Origin of the sequence: Pseudomonas sp. p1(2021b), from assembly GCF_020151015.1 — a bacterium.
GTDB lineage: Bacteria > Pseudomonadota > Gammaproteobacteria > Pseudomonadales > Pseudomonadaceae > Aquipseudomonas > Aquipseudomonas putida_K.
Genome location: NZ_CP083746.1, coordinates 2,459,975 through 2,480,369, shown reverse-complemented (window position 1 = coordinate 2,480,369; position 20,395 = coordinate 2,459,975). Strand labels below are relative to the sequence as shown.

18 protein-coding genes are annotated in these 20,395 nt (G+C 67.4%); all 18 read right to left on the bottom strand.

The features are described from left to right. Nucleotides 1–5: 5 nt before the first annotated feature. Complete coding sequence (locus tag K8374_RS11485; protein ID WP_224459135.1) at nucleotides 6–425, bottom strand: curli assembly protein CsgF; 420 nt, start codon at nucleotides 423–425, stop codon at nucleotides 6–8. Next, the gene (gene csgE / locus K8374_RS11480; RefSeq protein ID WP_224459134.1) at nucleotides 422–826 is read right to left on the bottom strand and encodes a curli production assembly/transport protein CsgE; all 405 of its coding nucleotides are present in this window, start codon (nucleotides 824–826) and stop codon (nucleotides 422–424) included. Before csgE ends, K8374_RS11485 begins: the two co-directional genes overlap by 4 nt. After that, on the bottom strand, nucleotides 823–1,350 hold the full coding sequence (locus K8374_RS11475; RefSeq protein WP_224459133.1) for a type II secretion system GspH family protein: 528 nt from the start codon (nucleotides 1,348–1,350) through the stop codon (nucleotides 823–825). The genes csgE and K8374_RS11475 overlap by 4 nt, the downstream gene beginning before the upstream one ends. Beyond that, nucleotides 1,325–1,699 (bottom strand): type II secretion system protein, encoded by a 375-nt coding sequence (locus K8374_RS11470; RefSeq protein WP_224459132.1) that lies wholly within the window; start codon nucleotides 1,697–1,699, stop codon nucleotides 1,325–1,327. Before K8374_RS11470 ends, K8374_RS11475 begins: the two co-directional genes overlap by 26 nt. A gap of 5 nt (nucleotides 1,700–1,704) precedes the next feature. After that, the gene (locus K8374_RS11465) at nucleotides 1,705–2,178 is read right to left on the bottom strand and encodes a type II secretion system protein (protein ID WP_196146169.1); all 474 of its coding nucleotides are present in this window, start codon (nucleotides 2,176–2,178) and stop codon (nucleotides 1,705–1,707) included. Beyond that, the gene (locus K8374_RS11460) at nucleotides 2,175–4,046 is read right to left on the bottom strand and encodes a secretin N-terminal domain-containing protein (RefSeq protein ID WP_318010862.1); all 1,872 of its coding nucleotides are present in this window, start codon (nucleotides 4,044–4,046) and stop codon (nucleotides 2,175–2,177) included. Before K8374_RS11460 ends, K8374_RS11465 begins: the two co-directional genes overlap by 4 nt. After that, the gene (locus K8374_RS11455; RefSeq protein ID WP_224459131.1) at nucleotides 4,043–4,552 is read right to left on the bottom strand and encodes a hypothetical protein; all 510 of its coding nucleotides are present in this window, start codon (nucleotides 4,550–4,552) and stop codon (nucleotides 4,043–4,045) included. The genes K8374_RS11460 and K8374_RS11455 overlap by 4 nt, the downstream gene beginning before the upstream one ends. Beyond that, nucleotides 4,552–5,103: a type 4a pilus biogenesis protein PilO gene (gene pilO, locus K8374_RS11450; protein ID WP_224459130.1), complete on the bottom strand. Its 552-nt coding sequence runs from the start codon at nucleotides 5,101–5,103 to the stop codon at nucleotides 4,552–4,554. Before pilO ends, K8374_RS11455 begins: the two co-directional genes overlap by 1 nt. Further along, nucleotides 5,090–5,632 (bottom strand): PilN domain-containing protein, encoded by a 543-nt coding sequence (locus tag K8374_RS11445; protein ID WP_224459129.1) that lies wholly within the window; start codon nucleotides 5,630–5,632, stop codon nucleotides 5,090–5,092. Before K8374_RS11445 ends, pilO begins: the two co-directional genes overlap by 14 nt. Nucleotide 5,633: 1 nt before the next feature. After that, nucleotides 5,634–6,416, bottom strand: a complete 783-nt coding sequence (locus K8374_RS11440) for a hypothetical protein (RefSeq protein ID WP_224459128.1) — start codon at nucleotides 6,414–6,416, stop codon at nucleotides 5,634–5,636. Next, nucleotides 6,397–8,088: a GspE/PulE family protein gene (locus K8374_RS11435; protein WP_224459127.1), complete on the bottom strand. Its 1,692-nt coding sequence runs from the start codon at nucleotides 8,086–8,088 to the stop codon at nucleotides 6,397–6,399. The genes K8374_RS11440 and K8374_RS11435 overlap by 20 nt, the downstream gene beginning before the upstream one ends. Before the next feature lie 68 nt (nucleotides 8,089–8,156). Continuing rightward, nucleotides 8,157–8,687, bottom strand: coding sequence for a response regulator (locus tag K8374_RS11430; RefSeq protein WP_224459126.1), 531 nt, complete (start codon nucleotides 8,685–8,687; stop codon nucleotides 8,157–8,159). Between the two features lie 230 nt (nucleotides 8,688–8,917). Then, on the bottom strand, nucleotides 8,918–9,562 hold the full coding sequence (locus K8374_RS11425; RefSeq protein ID WP_224459125.1) for a SurA N-terminal domain-containing protein: 645 nt from the start codon (nucleotides 9,560–9,562) through the stop codon (nucleotides 8,918–8,920). 11 nt (nucleotides 9,563–9,573) lie between these two features. Further along, entirely contained in the window at nucleotides 9,574–11,223 is a 1,650-nt protein-coding gene (locus K8374_RS11420; protein ID WP_224459124.1) for an ABC transporter substrate-binding protein, read from the bottom strand. Nucleotides 11,224–11,228: 5 nt separating this feature from the next. Next, on the bottom strand, nucleotides 11,229–11,894 hold the full coding sequence (locus K8374_RS11415; RefSeq protein ID WP_224459123.1) for an SCO family protein: 666 nt from the start codon (nucleotides 11,892–11,894) through the stop codon (nucleotides 11,229–11,231). Continuing rightward, entirely contained in the window at nucleotides 11,891–12,559 is a 669-nt protein-coding gene (locus K8374_RS11410; protein WP_224459122.1) for an SCO family protein, read from the bottom strand. Before K8374_RS11410 ends, K8374_RS11415 begins: the two co-directional genes overlap by 4 nt. Next, on the bottom strand, nucleotides 12,556–14,532 hold the full coding sequence (locus K8374_RS11405) for a cytochrome D1 domain-containing protein (RefSeq protein ID WP_224459121.1): 1,977 nt from the start codon (nucleotides 14,530–14,532) through the stop codon (nucleotides 12,556–12,558). Before K8374_RS11405 ends, K8374_RS11410 begins: the two co-directional genes overlap by 4 nt. A gap of 17 nt (nucleotides 14,533–14,549) precedes the next feature. Continuing rightward, nucleotides 14,550–20,390, bottom strand: coding sequence for a manganese-oxidizing multicopper oxidase MnxG (mnxG, locus tag K8374_RS11400; protein ID WP_224459120.1), 5,841 nt, complete (start codon nucleotides 20,388–20,390; stop codon nucleotides 14,550–14,552). Between the last annotated feature and the right edge of the window lie 5 nt (nucleotides 20,391–20,395).

The window sequence follows — 20,395 nt, the reverse complement described above, 5'->3', positions numbered from 1 at the left end:
CCCTCTCAGGGGTTCAGGCCACTGACCTCGATGATCGAGACTTCCCCTGTCGCACGGTCGGTGACCTTGATGCTCAGGGCCCCGGAATCGTCGATCACGTCGATCAGGAACGAGTCCGTGGACATGCTGCCGGTGGTGCCGTTGCTGATGTTGTCCAGCAACTGCGAAAGCAACCGCGATTCGAGCTGGTTGCTGAAGCGCTCCAGGGCCGAGGTACCGGCGAAGGCCGAGGCGCGGTCCTTGAGGTCCGGGTCGTCGTGGTCGTTCTGCGCCTGGGCGTTATTGAGCAACCAGGTGCCGTTGAGCGGGTTGCCGCCGAACGCCGGGTTGACCGGGGTATACACCAGCTCCGTGGCCTGGATGGGGCCGACGAAGGCGCCGGCCAGCAGGCAGACGGCGATACAACGGGGTATGCGGTTGTTCATAGCTCGTCCCTCTCCAGATCAGTGGTGTCCTGCAGCAGGCGTTGCAGCTTGCGCTGGATGATCTGCTGCTTGACCAGGTCCGCCGCCGCGACGGCCTCGTCTTTGAGTTGCGTGGTGTTGGGCGGCAGGAAGCGCCGGTACAGCACCTCGCGTTCGTACTCCACCGTCACCAGGCTGCCCCAACGGGCGTCGGGGCGTTCGCGCACCACCAGGTTGAAGTCCAGGCGGCTCGTGGCGCGCAGGCGGTCGGTGAAGTCGTTGTAGAAGTCGTGGCCAATGTGCGAAATGGTGTTGTCGACGATGAAACCCATCATTTCGTCCTCGGCGCCGGCCCGGGCCTGCGTGGGCATCCAGGCGGCCAACAGCAGGCACAGGCAACACAGGGTGGCGCGCGCGTTCATGGCGTGTCCCCTGGGCCGGTGTGGGTGCGGGCGCCACCGCCGGCCTCGGCGAAGGGCTGCTCGGCGACGAACTGCCAGTCGCTGTAGTGCTCCAGCCCTTCGAAGCCGGACCACTGGGCCTCGAAGCCGCTGCGCTTGAGCGGCGCGGCATCGGAGCTGCTGTAGACGCCGGTGATGCGGCCATCCACCGAGCGCAGCAGCCCCCATTCCTGGCCGTTGGTGACCGGGTCCGGGTAGAGCCTGCGGATGTGCCGCTGTGGCGATGGGAAGCGGTTGTCCTCGAGCAGGTCCTCCAGGGCCTGGGGGTACTGGGCCAGGCCTGGCGAAGCGCGGTAGTAGCTGCGCAGGGCCTGGGCATACTGCCCACCGACCCACAGCAGTTGGCGCTCACGTTCGCGCTGGGCGTTGGTGGCCCACAGGGTCCCGGTGGCGGCCAGGGCCATGCTGCTGACCGCGATCAGGAACAGCACGCCCAGGTAGGTGAAGCCCGCGCAGGCCTTACCATTCAGCATAGAGGCTGCCATCACGCGCCCTCCCTGTGGCACCGCTCTTGATATCGGCCACGCCGCCGCTGACCCCTTCCGGTGGCGGCACCAGCTTCCAGGCATCGCTGCGCTCGGTGAGCGGATCGACCGGGGTGTTGCGCAGGTAGCGTTGTTCGACCAATTGCTCCAGCGACTCGGGGTAGCGGCCGGTGTCGCCGTAGTAGTGGTCCAGGGCCTCGCGCAGCACCGCCAGGCTCTGGCGCAGGGTCGCCTCGCGGGAGGCCTCCAGGCTGTTGAAGTAGCGCGGCATGGCGATGGTCATCAGGGTGGCGATGATTGCCATGACCACCAGCAGCTCGATCAGGGTGAAACCGCGGTTGCGTTTCATGGCCGTCACCATTGCCCGTAGGGGATGCCGTTCAGGCCATTGCCGCTGGCCTTGGAGTACACGTCGAAGACGTCGCGGCCTTCGCGTGGGTTGTCGGCGCTGCTGTCATAGGCGCGCAGGCCCCAGCCGCCTTCGTCCTCATGCTTGGCCGCCACCAGCGGGTCGTGAGGGATGCGGCGCAGGAAGTAGAACTTGGCACCCTTGGCGCTGCGCACATCGCGTACGCCTTCGACCAGCACCTGCAGGCTCGGCGGGTAGCCGCTGCTGTCCAGGCGCTTCTCGATGTAGCCGGCGTCGAAGGCGCGCTTGTAGGCGTCGATGGCATCGCGGATCTGGTACAGCGCCTCGCGCAGTTGCTGCTCCTTGCCGCGACGAACCACGGTCTCGGTCAGGGGCGCGGCCATGGTCGCCAGCAGCCCGAGCAGCGCCAGGGTCAGCACCACCTCGATCAGGCTGAAGCCTTGCTGTTGGCGTTTCATGGCAGCGGGTCCGCTTGGCGGTTGATGGCGGTCGGCACAGTGGCCACGGTGCCTTGCGATTGCGAAGCGTCCGGCTGCGAGGTTTCAGGCTGCGCCAGCGGTGCCATCATCTGCTGGCGCACCTGCAGGCTCGACTCTGTGCCGGTGGCGAACTCCATGTCCGACGGGCTCTGGTACGGCAGGTTGCGCACGATGCGCGGGGTGATCGCCAGCACCAGCTCGGACTTGCTCTTGTCGTCGCGGTTGCTGCCGAACAGCCGGCCCAGGCCGGGGATGTCGCCAAGGCCCGGGATTTTGTTGCCGCTGGAAGTCAGGTCGTTGCGTACCAGGCCCGCCAGCACCTGGGTCTCGCCATCGTGCAGGCGCAGGCTGGTCTGGGCGTTGCGGGTGTCGACCTGCACCGGGATGGTGCCCTGGCGGGTCGGCTCCAGGGGGGTGGCGTTGCTCACTTCCAGCGCCACCTTGATCGCCACTTCGTTGTTCAGGTGCACGGTGGGCTGCACTTCGAGCTTCAGGCCCACGTCCAGGTAGGTGACACTCTCGGTGATCACCGGGCCCTGGGTGGAAGGCACGGAGGTGGCACTGATGATCGGCACCCGCTGGCCGATATGGATGCGTGCCTGCTCGCGGTTGCTGACGCGGATCACCGGGCTCGCCAGGGTGTTGATGTCCTTGTCGGAGGCGTTGATCTTGGCCTGGGGCGCCGGGGCGATGCTGATGCGGCTGGAGTCGATGCCGCGCAGCTGGTCGAGCACGCTGACCGGGTTGCCTTCGTCATTGAGCACGCCAAAAGTGTTGGGCCATTGCAGCCCGAGGTCGAGGATGCGCGAACGGGCCACCTCCATCACCTCCACTTCCAGCACCACTTCCGGGTTGGACTGGTCCTGGGACTGCAGCAGCTTCTCGGCCATGCGCACAGCATCGGGGGTGTCGCGCATGGTGAGGGTGTTGAGGCGCTCGTCGACGAACACGTCGCGGGTCTTGAGCATGGTCTTGACCATGTTCAGCGCGGTATTGGCATCGATGCTGGTCAGGTAGAAGGTGCGCATGACCAGTTCCTGGTAGTCCTTGGTCTTCTGCGGCGAGTCGGGGTAGATCAGCAGGGTGTTGTCGTTGACGATCTTCTGGTGCAGTTGGTTCTGCTCCAGCAGCAGGGCCACGGCATCTTCGATGCGCACGTCGCGCACGAAGATGGTGGCTTTCATGTCCGGGCGCAGGTCCTTGTCGAAGATGAAGTTGATCCCGGCGACCTGGGCCAGGACCTCGAAGATGGTCTTGAGGTTGGCATCGCGAAACTCCAGGGTCACCGGCCGTTCCAGCTTGCTGCGCAATTGCGGGTAAGGCTGGGCGGTGCGTGCCTGGACGTTCTCGATGTCGCTGCGCAGGGCGATGCCCTTCTGGTTCTGCGGGTCCAGGCGCAGCACTTCGCGCATGTAGCGCTCGGCGCCGAACAGGTCGCCCTGGCGCAGCGCAGCCTGGCCCATGGCCACGCGCTCGTCGAGGTTACGTACCAGCTCCAGTTGGCGGATGCCCTCCTGGGCGCGGCGGTTGTTCGGCTCGATGGTCAAGATCCGGCCGTAGCCCATGCGCGCACTGGCGAAATCGTGGCGGATACGGTCGCTGTCGGCCTGGGTCAGCAAGGCTTCCACCGCCTGCTGGCGCCCATGGGCCAGGGCGATGTTCAGCTCGGTATCACGCGGGTCCTCGCGCAACGCCTCCTCCAGCATGGCGATACCTGCCTCGTACTGCCCTTCTTTCATCAAATCCGCGCTGTCCTGGCGCGTGGCATTCGAGCCGCAGCCGGCCAGGGCCGCGCATAGGGCCAGAAGCATGAACGGAGCAGGCTTGCACAACTTCGACGGCTTCATGGTGCGCTCCCGACAGACAGGGTCTGTGACTGGTGCAGTGGCAGGTAGACCAGGTCCAGCTCGGTGGCCGAGACCCGATCGAGGCGGTAGGTTTGGTCGATCACATCGCCCTGGCGTACGACGTAGAGCTTCTCGCCACTCTGCAGAAACACCTGCAGGTCGTCGCGGTCACCCAGGCGACCGATGAACTGGAACGGCAACACCGGGGCGGTGGGCGCAGCCGGTGCCACGGGGGCGGTGGCTGCAGGTTGCTCGGTGACGGTGGCCAAGGTCTTGGCCGGTGTCCATTGCTGGGGTGGGAACAGGTCCCTTGAGGGCTGGGCTGGCTTCATCGCCGGCAAGCCGGCTCCCACCTGGCTGGCTGCGCTTTGCAGTTGGGTGGGCACCGGCTTGCCGGCGATCGGAGCCACCTCATCCTGCTGCCCGAACCAGTGCCCGGGGGCCCAGGCCAAGGCGCCTGAAAGCCCGAGGAAACCCGCCCACATCACCGCGCGCTGAATGTTCATCACGACCTCGACAGGTAAAGGGTCATGCGCAGGCGACCATTGAGCTCACGGTCACCGATGCGCTTGCGCTGCAGCTCCAGGTCTTCGAGCACCAGGGTCGGCAGCTGGCCGAGCAGTGCCTGGAGGAAGCCGCGGATCTGCGGGTAGCTGCCTCGAACCGGCAGCACGATCTGGTAGCGCGCCAGCTGGGTCTTGGGGTCCACACCCAGGGCGTACTCGCCACGGGCCAGGCTGATGCGTTCGGCACTGGCCAGGTGATACAGGCGCTCGATCAGTTCGCTGGCCTGGGGTTGCCCGGGCAGCTGCTGGCGCAGGCTGTCGAGGGCTTGCTGCTCGGGCTTGGCGGCCACCTTCAGCTCGCCGCGCTTGACGCGCTGCAGCTGGACGCTGGCGTCAGCCTCGCTGGCGCGCAGTTCACGCACCGCCTGCCACTGCGGCAGGACCCAGGCGAAACCGACCAGCACGGCCAGGACCGCCGTCAACAGCGCGGCACCACCGACACGGCCCAGGCGGGCCAGGTGTTCATGAAGGATCAGGCTAGGGACGCGCATGGCCGGTCTCCCAGGTGGCGGTCAGGTTGAAGCGCACCGGGTGCTCGGGCTGGCCGGACACCACCTCGTGGTTGAGCAGCGAGACATCGCGTAGCGCCTCGCTGCGCTCCAGGCGCTGGTGGTACTGCAGCATGGCTTCCAGGTTGCGGGCCTCGGCAGCGATGCGCACTTGGCCCTTGCGTGCATCGGGGGTCAGCGTCAGCAGCGCCACGTCTTCCTGGGGCTGGGCCTCGAGCATGGCGAACAGTTGCTGCCAGGGGCGCTGCAGCTGTTGCGAGACGCTGCGCATCTGCGCCAGCTGCTCGGCCTGCTCGCGGCTGGCGGTGCTGCCCTGCGACGCGCTGTCCTGCGGGCGGCGGCCCAGTTGCTGTTCGAGCCGGTGGACCCGTCCTTCCAGGTCCTGCCGTTCACCTTCGAGCTGCTGTTGAACCAGCAGCAGAGCGGCCAGTACGGTGCATCCCAGGGCCAGTGATGCCCAGGCCATCGGGCTGCTGCGGGGGGGCTGGAATTCCAGGTCGAGGCGGCGCATGTCAGGCCACCGCCCGCCACATGGCGCACAATGGATCGTTCTCGGCGGCCGGCTGGCACAGCTGTACCGCTGCCAGCTGCGGCACGTCACCCCGGCCAGGCGCATGCAGGTACACCCGTGGCAGGTGTTCGCCATACAGCTCGCAGGTGCGTTCGATCAATGCCTGCAAGGCCTGGTCGCTGTCGGCGCAGCCTTGGCTCAGCACCTGCTGCCAGGCCCCGCCGGCGGCCAGCAGCAACACGCTGCGCCGGGGCTCAGCCAGGACGAAGAGGAAGTCGCCCTCCTCCAGCTGCGCCGAACAGCTGTTGTAGGCGGCCATCAGGTACGGCTGCACCGAGCGCAGGACCAGGCGGTTTTCCCGGCCCAGCGTCTTGAGTGCCTGCAGCAGTGCCTCGGGCAGCGCTGTGGCGATGCGCGCGGTACCGGCCGCTTCCGGCGAAAGGACGATACGCCAGTCATCCAGCGGCTGGCCGTAGAGGTTCTCGAAGCAGGCCCGGGCATAGGCATCCAGCTCGCGCGGATGGCCGATGGCATCGCTCCAGGGCACCAGGCAAAAGCGGCTGTAGCGGGCCGACAGCAGTACCTGCAGCCGGGCACCACGGGTCGCATGCTCGGCCAGCAGTTCGGCCAGGGCGGCGATGGCCGGCGCCCAGGCCGGTTGTCCGACGTCGCAGGCGAGTGCGCGGCTGCCCAGCCACTGATGTTGGTTGGCGTGCCAGCGACCCAGGCCGACACCTTCGGCGCCGAGCACGGCGCAATAGCGATCAGGCGATAAATGTGACACGGTTGATCTCCTCAAGCGTGGTACGGCCCTCGCGGACCAGGTCCAGGGCAGATGCGCGCAGCAGCCGCAAGCCGCGCTGGCAGGCCAGCGCCTTGATCTGCGACAGGGGGCGGCGCTCGATGATCATCTGCCGCAGGTCGTCATCCAGGTGCAGCAGTTCGGCAATGGCGCTGCGCCCGCGGTAGCCACTGCCGCGGCACTGGCCACAGCCTTGGGCGCGGATGAAGGTCCAGCCGGCGACGCCTTCGCGGGTCAGGCCCGAGGCGGCCAGGGTCTCGTCGTCCGGCTCGGCGCGCACCGCGCAATGCGGGCAGGCCAGGCGGATCAGGCGCTGGGCCAGCACAGCATTGAGCGCCGAGACGAAGCTGTAGGGGTCGACCTGCATCTGACTGAAGCGGCCGATCACATCAAAGACGTTGTTGGCGTGGATAGTGGTGAACACCAGGTGCCCGGTCAGGGCCGACTGCACCGCGATCTGTGCGGTGTCCGGGTCACGGATCTCGCCCACCAGGATCTTGTCCGGGTCGTGGCGCAGGATCGAACGCAGGCCACGGGCGAAGGTCAGGCCCTTCTTCTCGTTGACCGGGATCTGCAACACGCCGGGCAACTGGTACTCCACCGGGTCCTCGATGGTGATGATCTTGTCCACGCCGTGGTTGATCTCGCTGATCATGGCGTAGAGGGTGGTGGTCTTGCCGCTGCCGGTGGGGCCGGTGACCAGGATCATCCCGTAAGGTTCGGCGGCCAGCCGGCGCAGGGCCTGCAGGGTGTGTTCGGCAAAACCCAGGGCCTGCAGCTGCACGCCGCTGACCCGATCGGACAGGTCTTGCTTGTCGAGCACCCGCAGCACCGCGTCCTCACCGAAGATGCTCGGCATGATCGAGACGCGGAAGTCGATCTGGCGATCGCCCACGGCCACCTTGAAGCGGCCGTCCTGGGGCACGCGCTTCTCGCCGATGTCCAGTTCGGCCATGACCTTGATGCGCGAGATCACCTGCTCGGCGAATGCACTGCCGCTGGCCTTGCCGGCGCCGTTGAGCACGCCGTCGATGCGGTACTTGATGGTCAGGCCCTGGCCGGTCATGCCCAGGTGGATGTCACTGGCATGTTGCTTGAGGGCGTCGTAGAGGGTCGAGTTGACCAGCTTGACCACCTTGCTCTGGTCTTCGCTGATGCTGGCCAGCGACAGGCGTTGCAGTGGGTCGGCCTCGGTGCCTGGCTCGGCGTCGTGCTCCAGGGCGTCCACGGCATGGAAGCTCTCTTCCTGGCGGGCCAGGAAGGTAGCGATGTCGGCAGCATGGGCCAGGTACAGCGGCGCCCCTTGCAGGCAGTCGTCGATCCAGGCCAGGCGGGCGTGGTCGAAGGGGTCGGCGAACACGCCGATGACCTCGCCCTGGTGCTGCACCAGGGCGAACTCGCGTTTCAGGCACTGGGCCAGGCTGACCCGTTCGAACAGTGGGGTACTGGCCAGCAGCGCCTGGCTGTCGAGCACCGGGTAGTGCAAGGTGGCGCCCAAGCGCCGGGTGAAACTGGCCGGCTCGTCGCAGGCCAGGCGGGCCAGGCAGTCGAGCAGGCGCTCGTCACCTGCCAGCAGGCGGGCCTGGGCCATGAGTTCACGGGAGTAGGCGGCAGGCTCACGTGCGTTCTCGACAGTATCGAATGCTTCTGACATGACCTGCGACTCCGCTCAGGGCGCGTCGCAGGCTGGCTCGGGGGATACCGGGGTGGCCGCGGGCGCCGCTATTCCCCCGTGAGCAGTTCGTCGTCAGGTGTGGGAGGCTTGGCGCCGTTGCGTCGGCGGTCGGCCAGTACCCAGCTGCCATCGTACAGCTGCAAGGGGAACGTCTGGTTCCTGTTCTGGCGTCGTTCGACGAAACCCTCGGCCTGTTGCCCCGCTGCCTGAGGCTGGCGATCCGTGCCGGTCAGGTCGGATACCGCGCGGGCCAGTTCCAGCAACGGGAACGGCTTGAACAGGACATGGGTTACGCCAAGTGTGGCGGCCCGCTCACGGACCTCGGCGGTCGGGTGGGCGGTGATCAGCACGAAATGGCATGGCCTGCTCTTGCGCACGGTCTCCAGGACCTGGAACCCCTCCATGTCGGGCAAGCGGTAATCCAGCACGATCACGTCCGGTGCCAGGCTTTGAGCCTGGGCGATGCCACTGGCACCGTCGTGGGCGACATGGACCTCCAGGCCTTGCGTCTGCAGGTAGGCCTGCAGGTTCTGCGCAAGGGTCTGCTCGTCATCGACTACCAATACTGTGTTCACCAAGGTCGACTCCCAAGAACTGCCCGGTTACCCGGTCTCTGGAGTTCAGCCTTGTACAGGCTTGAGCATCCTTCGTGCCAGGCGTGAATAGTCATGTCGCACCACTGTAAGTCGTTGATTCCATTACGCCACCCGACGGGTGCCAGCAGGCTCTCCCCAAATACGGGGAAACTGATGGCATTTGGCCCCCTGCGTTATTCCCCAGGAGTGGGGAAAAGGCAACGCCAGGTGTATCAGTCATCCGCTCGTTCAACCTCCGCCCCTTCGCGCAGGCGCTGGCGCACCGATTGGCGTGCCTGGGCCTGCAACTGCCCGACGAGCGCAGCCCTGGCCCAAGCCAGGCCCTGCTCACGTTCGACCGGGATTTCACGCGTTTGGTTCTGCATCCCTTGCATACTTTCCTTGTTGGCTTGATAGAAGGCCTCGACCTGCGCCTCGGTGGGCGCGTCGATGGCCGTGAGCTGGGCGTACACCTGTTGCGCGGCCATCTCGTGACGAGTGTAGTCGGCGTACCCGGCCCTATCGAAGCCGGCATCGGCCAGACGGCGTTCGAACACCGCTGGGTTGCCGAAGGCCTGTTCGACTTCGCCGACCCGCGCCGAGACGGCTTCGTCACTGACCACGATGCCACGACGCTGGGCTTCCTGCCACAACAGTTCCTTGTCGATCAGCTCGTCCAGGGCCTGGTCGCGCAGGCGCTTGTACAAGCTCGGGCTGCGGATGCTGGTCAGCGCCCGCCCCTGGTCCTGGAGGTACTCGGCGAAGTAGCGCTCCAGGCGCGTGACACTGATTTCCACGCCATTGACCCGCGCCGCGGCGAGGTCCGCCTGGCTGACCGGGGCCAGGCCCAGCAGCAGGCACAGCAAGAGGATTCGCATGGCAACCTCCGTCAAGGTGTGTCCGGCATCGCGCGATACGCCGCCGCGGTATGGAACTGTGGCCCGGGCAGCGTCACTTGCACCACATGGGCCCCGACCAGGCCCTGGCGCTGCCCCGGGCCGAAACCCAAGGCCGGGGTCAGGCCGGTCTCGACGTCATGCAGCCCTTCCAGGGCCTGCACCAGCTGTTCGCGGCTGGCGTCGCGGCCCACCTGCCTGAGGGCCTCGGTCATCAGCACCAGGGCGCACCGGGTACTGACCTGCAACGACGCCTGGCGGCCGTCCAGGCCTTGGCGCTCACGCAGCCCGGCCAGGGTGGCGAGCCCTTGTGGCGTCCAGTCCGCCGGGACGAAGGGATAGGCCAGGAACACGCGCTGGGACCACTGCACCGGTAGGCTCGGCAAGGCGCCGGCCACCTGGCTTGAGGCGGCGAACAGGTAGGGGGTGCGCCCGGCCACCTGCAGTGCCGTCGCCAGCTCGGCAAACGCCTGGGCGCGGCCGAGGAAGACGATGCCCTGGCCCTGCACCGCCTGGCCAGCGAATGCCTGCACCGGGCCCGCTGCCCAGCCTACGGCCAGCAGGCGTTGGCGCACCGTTTGGGCGTTCGCGGCCTGCTCCGGGCCGGCATAGACCACCTGCAACCCTTCAGGCGGCAGGCCCAGGCCGGCCCTGGCATGCCCGGCCAGGCTCAGCATCTGCTCGGGCAGGCCAGGCAAGGGGTCGAAGATCTGGGGACTGGCTCCACTGCGGGGCGTGCTGCCGACCAGCGGCACGCCCCTTTGTTCAAGGGCTGCGGCCAGCTCGTCGTCGAGCATGGGGGCCAGCGGGCTGACCAGGGCGAAGACCTGTGCCTCGTCCAGCAGACTGCCCAGCGCCTGCCTGGCATCTTGCGGGGCGTTGCCGGGGTCGCGCACCACCAGTTCCAGACGCCGCCCATGAATACCGCCCTGCTGGTTGAGTTGCGCCAGGCCATCCTCCAGTACCGCGCGCACCACCCTGCCCGCCTCGGCCAGCGGCCCGCTGGCCGGTAGCAGGGTGCCCAGGCGCAGCACGTCCGGCTCGACGCCGGGGTCGCGTTCCTCGCCCAGGCGCTTGAGATAGGCCGTGAGGTTGCGCTGGTCGGCCAGGGTCAGTTCGAAGCGCGGCATGGCCGGGTCCAGGCGGTTGCCCGCCGGGTCCAGGCCCTGCTGGATGGCCCGGGCCAGGCTGGCCTCGGCATAGGCCGGGTAACGCCTGCCATTGGCCTGGCGCTCACCCTGCCCCAGGGCCAGGCGCTGCCAGTCCAGGCTCGGCGGGCGCACCCCACCCTCGGCGCGGCCACGCCCGTCATTGCCATGGCAGCTGGCACAAGGCAGCACACTCGCCGGCACGCTCATGTCGCTGGCACCTACCCGGGCCACCAATTGGGCGTCACTGCTCGACAGGCCTTCACGGTACAGGCGTTTGCCGGCCTGTTCCTGTTCGGTCAGGTCCAGGGCCACGGCTGCGCCGGACAGCAGCAACCCCAGGCACAAGGCCAGCCACGCCCCTGTAGGAGCGGCCCGGTGTCGCGAACCAGGCAACTGGGTTTTGCCCGGTTGACCAGAAGTGCGGGCTTTGCGGTCGCTTCGCGCCCGTTCGCGGCACAAGGCCGCTCCTACAAGGGATGTGTACAGGCTCATGACACTCACCGGCCTGCCAGGGGTTGGGCCAGCAGCTGCATGCGCTGAGCGATGGCTGCGGGCGGTGCATCGGGGCGGATCTTGCTCCAGCGCTTGCCGGCCACGTCGCCGGCGATCAGTTGGGTGGAATGTTGCTCGGGGCTGGGCAAGAACTGCCCCAGGCGGCCCAGCACCAAATCGACATTGGCCTTGTCACCGGTCAGGAACAGCCAGTTCGGCCCGTCCACGCCCTGTTTGCGGGCGAAGGCCTTGAGCGCGGCCGGCGTGTCGTTGAGCGGGTCGCTGCTGATGGAGACGAAGGTCACCTGGCGCGCCAGCTCCGGCCCCATGGCCTCGCGCACTTCGCGCAGTTTGCGGGTGATCAGCGGGCAGGCGTCGTTGCAGTGGGTGAAGATGACATTGAGCATCACCACCTTGTCCTTGAGCACATCGCTGTAGAAGCGCAGCTCGCGGCCGTCCTGGTCCTTGAGCACGGTGTCGGTGAACCAGACCTGCGCATCCCGGGTGCCGCCACCACTGACCATCGGCTGCGGCGCCGGTTGCGGGGTCGGCCCGGCCGGAGCATGGCCTTCGTGGGCCATGGCCACCGAGGCGAGGATCCACAGGCAGCCGACCAGGGTCAGCCAGTCGAGGCCGCGCATGCCGATCCGGCGGGTGTTGGTGGTGTTCATGGCTGTACCTCCTGCTGGCGATCCGGCCCGCCGGCGATGGCGGTACTCTTGGCGTGTACGCGACGGGCGCTGAGGCGGTTGATCTCGGCGATCAGCACGGCCGGGTCGGTGAAGCCGTAGTAGCGGGTCCAATGGCCGCTGCGCCCGTCACCCACCAGGATCAGCGGCGGGTGCTGGCTCAGGTCGGCGCTGAAGCTGCCCAGGCCCTTGAGGGTCTCGGTGATGGCGTAGGGCGAGCCGGTCAGCCAGCTCCAGCCCGGGCCATGCTGGAACGCCTTGGCATAGCCGAGCAGGCGCCTGGAGTCGTCGCGCTGCGGGTCGACGCTGATCGACACCAGCTGGATCTCCTCGCCGACCCGCCCGCCCAATTGCTGCTGGACCTTGGACATGATCGACGAGACCACCGGGCAGACCGTGGTGCAGCTGGTGTAGATGAACCCCATGACCACCAGGCGGTCGCCCACCAGGTCCTTCTCCAGGCGCACCGGCATGCCGTCCTGGTCGAGCAGCGAGACATCGGCAAAGCGCACACTGGCCTTCTCCTGGCGGGCCGCCGGCGGTTGCGGCGCATGGCCGCTGTGGTCATGCCCGGCATGGGCCAGGGCCAGTTGGCTGGCCATCAGCAGGCTCAGGGCGATCAGGTTGCAAGCAAGCTTGGCGTTCATCGCACACTCCTGGGGTTCCCTTGGGAAGCGGTAGAGGCTGCGGCCGGCAGGACACGCAGGCTGGTGTAGTTCTCTTCAGCGAAGGTGCGCCCAAGGGTCGGCGACTGCACATGCAGGTACCAGGCACCGGCCTCGGCCAGTTGCAGCGAGCCCTGGTACACGCCGTCGCCCACTTCTTCGAGCGGAAGGCTGCGAGGCATCGAGGACGGCGCCAGGAAGTAGCGCAGGCTCAGGTCACGCAGGCCCAGGCGCGGCTCGCCGTTGTCGTCGAGGATGCGCACCCGCGCGACGAATTCGCTGTGCTGCAAGGCCGGCTGGCCGTTGCCGAGGAAATGGGCGTGCACGCCCTTGCGCTTGGGTGCCTCCGGCGATGCCGCCACGCTGGTGCTGAAGCAGTGGATGATCTGCGGTTGGTTGAGCAGAAAGGCCACGTCGAAGCTGCCCGCCGCCGGCAGCTTCACCGTCGAGCCGTACACCCCAGGGGCCAGCTCGCGCAGGCTGCGGTCGATGACGATGGCGGCACGGGCCTGGTGGCCACGGTTGTTGTAGCCGGACATCGGCGCATTCATGCCTTCGGCATAGAAATAGGTGGTGTTGTCCACCGGGTTGACCACGAACACCGAATTGTCGTCGCGGGCCACCGACAGCCCTTGGGCCAGCGGCAGGTCGCCGGCCTGGCGGGGCGCCGCGGGGCCTGCCTCGAAGCCCTGGACGATCGGCTCGCGCCCTGCCCCGAGGCTCGACAGGTTGATCATGCTGACTTTCGGCGAGGCCAGGCCACGCACATAGGCATAGCCTTTGGTGAAGGTCAGCTGGTACGGCTCGGCCGCCACCGGGATCCGGTGGATCAACTGATCGTTGCTGGCATCGATCACCAGGGCCTGGTTCTCCAGGGTGTTGAGCACGACGCCGTAGCGGCCGTCGTCGCTGAACTGCATGGGCCCAAGGCCAGGCTCGGCCTTGACCGTATGGCGCAGCTGATGGCTGCTGGCGTCGATCACCCGGACCGTGCCCTCCTTGCCATCGGCCACGTAAACCGCCTGGGACAGTGCCGAATAGGCCACCGACAGCGGGTGCGGGCCGACCTGCAGGGTCTTGGCCAGGCGCATGTCGGCGGCGTCGATGATGCTCAAGGTGCCTGCGTCGCGGTTGCTGACGAAGGCATAGCGCGAGTCCTTGCTGAACGCGATCTCGTGGTGCCCGGAGCCGGTGATGAACGTCTTGAGCATGCCACGGCTGAGCACATCGATCACGGTGACCCCGCCCTTGGCCGGGTCAGCGCTGTTGTTGCCGACCCACAGCCGGCGCTGGTCCGGCTGCAGGGCCACACGCAGCGGCTGCTCGCCCGCGTCCAGGTTGGCCACGCGGGTGAAGGTCTCGGTGTCGATCACCGCCACCTGGCCCTGGTCAGGCATGGAGACGAACACCTGCTTGTCATCGCCGGTGGCCACCCAGTCCATGGGCCGGCCCGGCAGGTCGATGCGGGCCAGCGTGCTGGTCACCCCGCCCACCGAGACCGTGGGGTCGATCACCGTCAGGCTGGGGTCCTTGTTCAGCACCAGCAGGAAATAGCTGTTGAGGTCGAGCAAAGGGCGCGCGCCGATGCTGCTCTTGAGGAACAACGCCACCCGCGCCTTGCAGCTGCTGTCGCGGTCGCCGGCCGGGGCCGACTGTGCCGGGTCCAGCCAGGCCCCCGGGGCCATGCCCGAGAGCGGCTGGCCGCTGGCCTGGTCGCTGACCTTGAAGCGGATATTGGCGAAGCTGCCCTCGCGCAACGCGCCACCGTCCAGAGGCCGCGCCTCGAACTCCACGGTCACGCCATCGCGGCTGAGCCGGTGCAGGCCCTGCGGGTCCGCAGGCTCCTGCAGCAGCTCGCGGGGGTCGCACCAGAGCTTGTCGTAGGCAAGCCCCAGCCCGATCAGCGCCACCCCCAGCATCACCCCCAGGTACGCGGGACGATTCTTCTTGTTCATGCGCGCTCCCCCTTCTCTCATTGCGCCGGGGCGGTGGCCGGCGGCGCTTCGTTGGTGACCCGCAGGATGCCCCACAGCCCCGAGAGGTTGCCGTAGGCGCCGTAGTCGCGGAACAGGTAGTCCCCCGGCACGGCGTTGGCCCCACCGGCGCTGGGCAGCATGAAGCTGAAGTGCGCCGCCGGCAGCACGCTTTCCTGGGAGCCCACGTACATCGCCATCGGGTTGTAGCCAAAGCGCACCGAGCCGATGCCAGGCAGCCCCAGCGGGTAGCCATCGACGTCGCTCTTCTCGGCCTGGTAGGCATGCAGCGGCCACAGGTGCCCATCGAGCTGGTAGATCATGCCGCGGCTGCCACCGCTGGGCATGAGGATGTGGCTGCGCAGCGGCTGGCCAGGCTTGGCCCAGAGCACCGGGGTCTGCGGGTCGCCGCCGACCAGGTCGTTGCTGTAGGCCATGTGGGCATTGGGCACGTCACCGAAGCCCAGGCCTGCGGCGCGACCGAACGGCGAGTCGGGCGCCATGCCAAAGCGCAGCCACAACGGTTCGGTCTTGTAGTTGACCGCCATGTTGCCGTTGTCCTGCGGGTCGGCAGCCGCGCCGTTGCCCTCGGTATTGATGCCCTCCACCGGCCGGCCATCGGCCCAGCGCATGTTCAGTGCGCGTTGCCACACCGTGACGAAGTCGCGGTACTCCGGCTGCCCGTTGGCCTTGACCGTGGCCTGGGCACGGCTGGCGCCGTCCTCGGTCCAGGTCGCACCCTGGGGCAGGATGCTCATGGCCCCCACCAGACCCTTCTGCGGCTGCTTGATCAGGTCCGCTGGGGTCAGGTTCAGGCCGCCGAACTCGATGGCGGTCGTGTTGATGTTGTCCACCGTGCGCCCCAGTTGCAGCACTGGCTTGCCTTCACGCTCCAGGTGGCCGGCGTAGTATTGGTACACCTTGGTCGGGTAGGCGCCGCTGTTGCCGGCCCGGGGCGGTACGGTCTGCACCGGGTTCAGGCCCACGTTGGTGCCATCGGACTTGGTGATGTCGTAGGCCAGCAGTTGGGCGTGCAGGCCGACATGGCTGGACGGGCGCATCTGGTTGTTGTTGAAGGCCGTGGAACCCTCGCTGTCGTTGCGGTCGCGCTTGACCACGCCGTGCATCACCGCGGTGCTGGCCAGGTCCGGCATGACCAGCGGCAGGCGGTTCTCCAGGGTGATGCTGATGCAGTCACCGGCGTTGGCCCGCAGCACCAGCGGCTCTACCGGCACCCCAGGCTTGAGCTTGCCGGTGGTCGGGTCGAGGTCGGCCTTGCGTACGTAGAGGATCGCGGTCGGGTCGTGCAACGGCGCGCTGTGGCCACCGATGGTGAAGGTCTCGCCATCCTCTGGGTCGACCCCACTGACCAACGGGATGCTGGTGCGACGGCTGTTGAACACCAGGGTGCCGCCATTGGCCTTGAGCGGGCCGCCGACATGCTGGCCGACCCCGGCCGGGTCGACGATGCTGACCCCGTTGCGGTTCTCCAGGATGTCGTTGGCCAGCGCCGCGACCACTTCATAGTTGCGCTTGACCGTCGGCCGGCTGCCGATGCCGGTGGGGTTGGCAGTGGTTTTCGGGCAGATGCCGTCGAACGCCACGGTGTTGCGCATGGCCACCGGCTGCGGGTTGTTCGGCAGCGGGAACAGGTCCGGGCGCTGGGCGGTGTAGTTGCGCATGATGCCCCAGATGCCGTTCCAGTAGCCCTCCAATGCCGCATCGAGGGAGTACAGGTAGTCACCGTTGGTGGCCGCCGAGCTGGAGATCATCGAAACCGGCGCCATGAACCCCAGTTGCTCGGAGATGCCGACCATCTGCGAGGACTTCCACCCCGAGTTGGAGCTGTTGCCGAAGCCCGAACCGTTCTGCAGCCACTTCACGCCGTGCAGGGTGACGTTGTGCTCCTCTTCATGGCCGCCGGCATGCATGCGCAGCCGCACGTTGTCGCCCGAATAGGTGCGCAGCATCGGCGTGAACGGGTCGCCCGGCTCGGTGCCCAGGTTGACGTGCGGCGGGAACAGCGTGGTGCCGCCGGTCGGTCCGACCGCCGAGGTGATCGCTGACGGTGCCAGGTTCATCGCCGGGATGGCGCGGTCGGTACGGGTCTGCAGGGCATAGGCCAGGTCGCCGCCCAGGCCGTCGGCCTGCATGCCACGCTTGCCGTCCGGGCCGACCTTGTTCGGGTCGAACACCCGCAGGGCCAACGGCTCGTTGCGGTAATTGACGACGAACATGCCCGGGTCATCCACCGAGATCGCTTGTGGGCATGGGCGGCTCGGGCAACCCGGGGCCAACCCACCACGGGACTCGACGATGGCTTCCAGCAGGTTGGAGGCCTTCTGCCGTACGGGTGGGTTGATGGCGTAGCGGAAGCTGTCGGCGGTGGCCGGGTAGGCCTGGGCGTCCGGCTTGCCGTCGGGGCCGGCGCCTACGTATACGCCGGCCTCGTAGGCATGCTGGAAGTCGCTGTACTCGAGGAAGAACTCGCGGTAGCTGTCGTTCTTGCCATCGCCGTCATGGTCGCCGGTCTGGATCACCGCCTGCCACGAGGTCGGCCCGCCATCCTGGCGGGTGGCCGGGTTGTACAGCTTCTCGCCGGTCTCGGCGTGGTACCAGGTGGAGCCGGCAGGCTCGGCCAGCACGGTGGCGTACAGGCCCAATTGCTGGTGGGTCGATGGGCCGAGGTGGTCGTGGGTGAAGATGGTGCCCAGACCGCGGTCGACATTGTGCACGTTGATCAGCGGGTCGGCGAACCAGCGCTGCATGGCGGTGCGTGCACCGAGCCAGTCGGCCCGGCCGAAGCGGCCGAAGTACGGGTGTTGCTTGGCTTTCGGGCAGGCCGCGGTGCCGTCGCGCGGGTCGCCTTCGGTGCAGCCGTTGAAGCTGCGGATGGCCTGGATCCGCTCGACCACGCTGCCGGGCGAGAGGATGCCGTCTTCATAGTTCCAGCCGTTGGCGGCACCGTCGGCGGCGGTCAGGTCCCACTTGGGCAGGTGGATATGCTGACCAATCACATCGGTGGGGGTGCGGACCTGGTAGTCGTCCATTTCATAGAACGACGGGATCAGGTTGGTGTGCTGGTACATGGTGCAGTCGAAGGTGTTCATGCGCATCACCAGCGGCTCCGGCGGCCGCTGCTTGGTGATCACCGGCCAGGCGTCCTCCCACAGGGCCAGGATGCGCGCCTGCGGGAAGTGGTAGCCGACCTTGTTGTACACCGCATCGAACTGGATGTTGGCGCCTTTGTAGATGCGTGGGCGGTCGGCGGTGAAGGTCGAGCCGCCACGGAAGCTGATGCCGCTCAGGCTTTCCCCGCTGAAGAACTCGCCAACGCCCGAGGACTGGGTCAGGCGCTTGCCACGGTCGTCCATGCAGGGTTCGTAGTACGGGGCACCGGCCGTCGGCAGTGCGCCATTGGTGCGGAAGTTGCGCGGCACCGGATCGCTGCCCGGAATCAACGCGTAGCTTGGGTGCTCGGCCTGGGCGTGGAACTGCATCGCCGCCTGTTCGACATCGGTGCCTTCTTCAGGGAGGTAGATCGGCTTGGCCTTGTGCACCACCTTGGAGAAATCCAGCTTGGTGGTGGTGGTCACTGCCTCGCCTCCGGCGGAGACGCCATCGAGCACGTGGCGGCCCAGGCCACCGTCCCAACCATCGACCTGGTTGGGGTCGAGGTTGGCCCACAGGGCCTTGCCGCTGTTCTTCAGTTGCTGGGCCAGGGCCGGGTCGAGCATGTCCAGCGGCGGGGTCGGTGGGCGCTGGCCGACGCTGGTTTCCATGCCGCCGACCCAGAACGGATAGCCGGGGTTCTTCAGGCTGCCGTCTGCATTGCGGTTGCTCTCGCTGCGGTCGACCAGGGCCAGGGAGCCCACGGCACGCGGAGCGGCGGCCTCGTCCAGATGATCGTCGTCGCCCTCCTCGGCTTCATCGTCGTCATGCTCGGCGACCAGGGTCTCGGCCAGCTTCGGTACCACCGTGACCTTGCCGGGCATCGGTGCCATGGCCTTGCCAGGCAGGGGCACGATCGCCGGGATCGGTGTACCGGCGACGATCTCGCCATCCGGCAGGGCCCGGGCGCCGATCGCGGGCTTGCCACTGCGCAAGGCGAACGGGGTGCTGTGGAAGCCGTCCTCGGTCTGCCCGCTTACCTCCAGGCGCGTGCCCTCCTCGAACACATCGTGGACCCGCCACATGGCCCACATGCCTTGGGCGAAGTGCGGATAGAAGTGGCAGTGGTAGATGGCATCGCCCGCCACCCGGTTGCGGTTGCCCGAGCCGCCGTTGGCGATCTCGTAGGTGTAGCCGCCGCCGGCACCGATGCCCTGGGCGTCGATGTAGTCGGAGTTGTCATCGTTGGGGTTGAACAGCCACTGGTGGCCGTGCAGGTGGAAGATGTGCTGCTCATGGCCGTTGTGGGTATTGCGGAACTTGGTGAAGTCACCGATGTAGCTGTGGTGTACGTTGGACGGCTCCGACGGGTACAGGGCCATGTTGGCCTTGACCCCTACCGCGCTGGCCGGTGGCGTCTCGCCGGGGCGGATCTGCTCCAGGCCGACGTTGGCTGGCACGTCCACCAGGGTACCGACGTCGCCCACCGTGTGGGCGCTCAGGAAGAACTCCTCGTAGGCGCAAGACAAGCAGTCATGCATCGGCCCCACCCCCAGGCGGTTGGCCACCACCTCGGCGCCCATGCCGCCGGAACCGTAGTTGATCATGAACGAATCCCGGGCTGGCTCCAGCACGTGGCCCATGACTGGGTCGGCCCAGTAGCCAGGGAAGGCCTGGGTCACGGCCACTTCGTCGGCAAACTGCGAAGCGAAATCGCGGAAGGCGTCCAGGCGGTTGGGCAACGCCGGGTTGCGCTTGCCGATGGATTCGAGTGGGTAGGTCGAAGGTGGGAAGCTGCCGTCGGGGTTGGGGCCCATGACAATAGCGTCGGTCTCGCTGTTGACGATCTCGTTGCCGTCGACCATGGCGATGATCGGTTTACCGGCCTTGCCTTCGGCGATCCACGGCTGGGCCTGTGGGTAGCGGGCCTCGTAGTCGACCACAGGCTGGCCGGTGGCGGTACGCCCGGTGGTGGCCAGGCGCATTTCTTCTTCGGTGAGGGTGTTGCGGTAGGTACGCCCGCCCTTGGGCACCACCACCACCTGGCCGAACAGGCCGTTGGCGACATTGCCCGCGGTACCCTCGCCACCAAAGGTGGCGCCCTTGCTGGTGGCGGCGAAGGCACCTTCGCGCTCGGCATAGAGGGTGTAGCTGCGGGTATTGCCGGGGGCCACCAGGAAGTTGCCGTTGCGCCCGGTATTGGCGGCGATGTCGCTGATGCCATTGACCGCCTGCATGCCGTTGACCTGGAAGCCGACGTGGCGGTCGGCGACTTGCTGGTCGGCGATCACCGGCTCGCCCAGTGGGTTTTCCACTTCGAGCTCTTCGCCTTCGACGTCGGTCTCGATATGGTCGATGCCGTGCTTGTTGGGGTTGGCCTGGTAGGCCAGCAGGTTGGTGAGGTTCACCGTCAGGCAGTCACCGGCGGCCACCCGCAGCACGATCGGCCGCGGGCGTTTGTCCGGGCGCAGGGTGACCTTGCCGGGCACCGCCGCGCCGCCCTGGTTCAGGGGCACCAGCTTGTCGTCGACCACATCCTGGCGCAAGGCGAAGATCATGCCGTTGGCGTTCTGCGCGCCCAGGCGGTTGAACATCAGCGGCTGGTCCAGTGCTACCACATTGGCCACCAGCGTGCGCTGGCATTGCACCGCCGCCTCGCTGGTCGCCTGCCAGCCCAGCAAGGCCAGCACGAGTGAAGACAGGACAGAGCCTTTGAGCGGGGTCATCATGCTGC

Bases quoted from the DNA above. Each gene is read 5' to 3' on its own strand.
- K8374_RS11485 (WP_224459135.1), bottom strand. From the start codon at position 425: ATGAACAACCGCATACCCCGTTGTATCGCCGTCTGCCTGCTGGCCGGC.
- csgE (WP_224459134.1), bottom strand. From the start codon at position 826: ATGAACGCGCGCGCCACCCTGTGTTGCCTGTGCCTGCTGTTGGCCGCC.
- K8374_RS11475 (WP_224459133.1), bottom strand. From the start codon at position 1,350: ATGGCAGCCTCTATGCTGAATGGTAAGGCCTGCGCGGGCTTCACCTAC.
- K8374_RS11470 (WP_224459132.1), bottom strand. From the start codon at position 1,699: ATGAAACGCAACCGCGGTTTCACCCTGATCGAGCTGCTGGTGGTCATG.
- K8374_RS11465 (WP_196146169.1), bottom strand. From the start codon at position 2,178: ATGAAACGCCAACAGCAAGGCTTCAGCCTGATCGAGGTGGTGCTGACC.
- K8374_RS11460 (WP_318010862.1), bottom strand. From the start codon at position 4,046: ATGAAGCCGTCGAAGTTGTGCAAGCCTGCTCCGTTCATGCTTCTGGCC.
- K8374_RS11455 (WP_224459131.1), bottom strand. From the start codon at position 4,552: ATGAACATTCAGCGCGCGGTGATGTGGGCGGGTTTCCTCGGGCTTTCA.
- pilO (WP_224459130.1), bottom strand. From the start codon at position 5,103: ATGCGCGTCCCTAGCCTGATCCTTCATGAACACCTGGCCCGCCTGGGC.
- K8374_RS11445 (WP_224459129.1), bottom strand. From the start codon at position 5,632: ATGCGCCGCCTCGACCTGGAATTCCAGCCCCCCCGCAGCAGCCCGATG.
- K8374_RS11435 (WP_224459127.1), bottom strand. From the start codon at position 8,088: ATGTCAGAAGCATTCGATACTGTCGAGAACGCACGTGAGCCTGCCGCC.
- K8374_RS11425 (WP_224459125.1), bottom strand. From the start codon at position 9,562: ATGCGAATCCTCTTGCTGTGCCTGCTGCTGGGCCTGGCCCCGGTCAGC.
- K8374_RS11420 (WP_224459124.1), bottom strand. From the start codon at position 11,223: ATGAGCCTGTACACATCCCTTGTAGGAGCGGCCTTGTGCCGCGAACGG.
- K8374_RS11415 (WP_224459123.1), bottom strand. From the start codon at position 11,894: ATGAACACCACCAACACCCGCCGGATCGGCATGCGCGGCCTCGACTGG.
- K8374_RS11410 (WP_224459122.1), bottom strand. From the start codon at position 12,559: ATGAACGCCAAGCTTGCTTGCAACCTGATCGCCCTGAGCCTGCTGATG.
- K8374_RS11405 (WP_224459121.1), bottom strand. From the start codon at position 14,532: ATGAACAAGAAGAATCGTCCCGCGTACCTGGGGGTGATGCTGGGGGTG.
- mnxG (WP_224459120.1), bottom strand. From the start codon at position 20,390: ATGATGACCCCGCTCAAAGGCTCTGTCCTGTCTTCACTCGTGCTGGCC.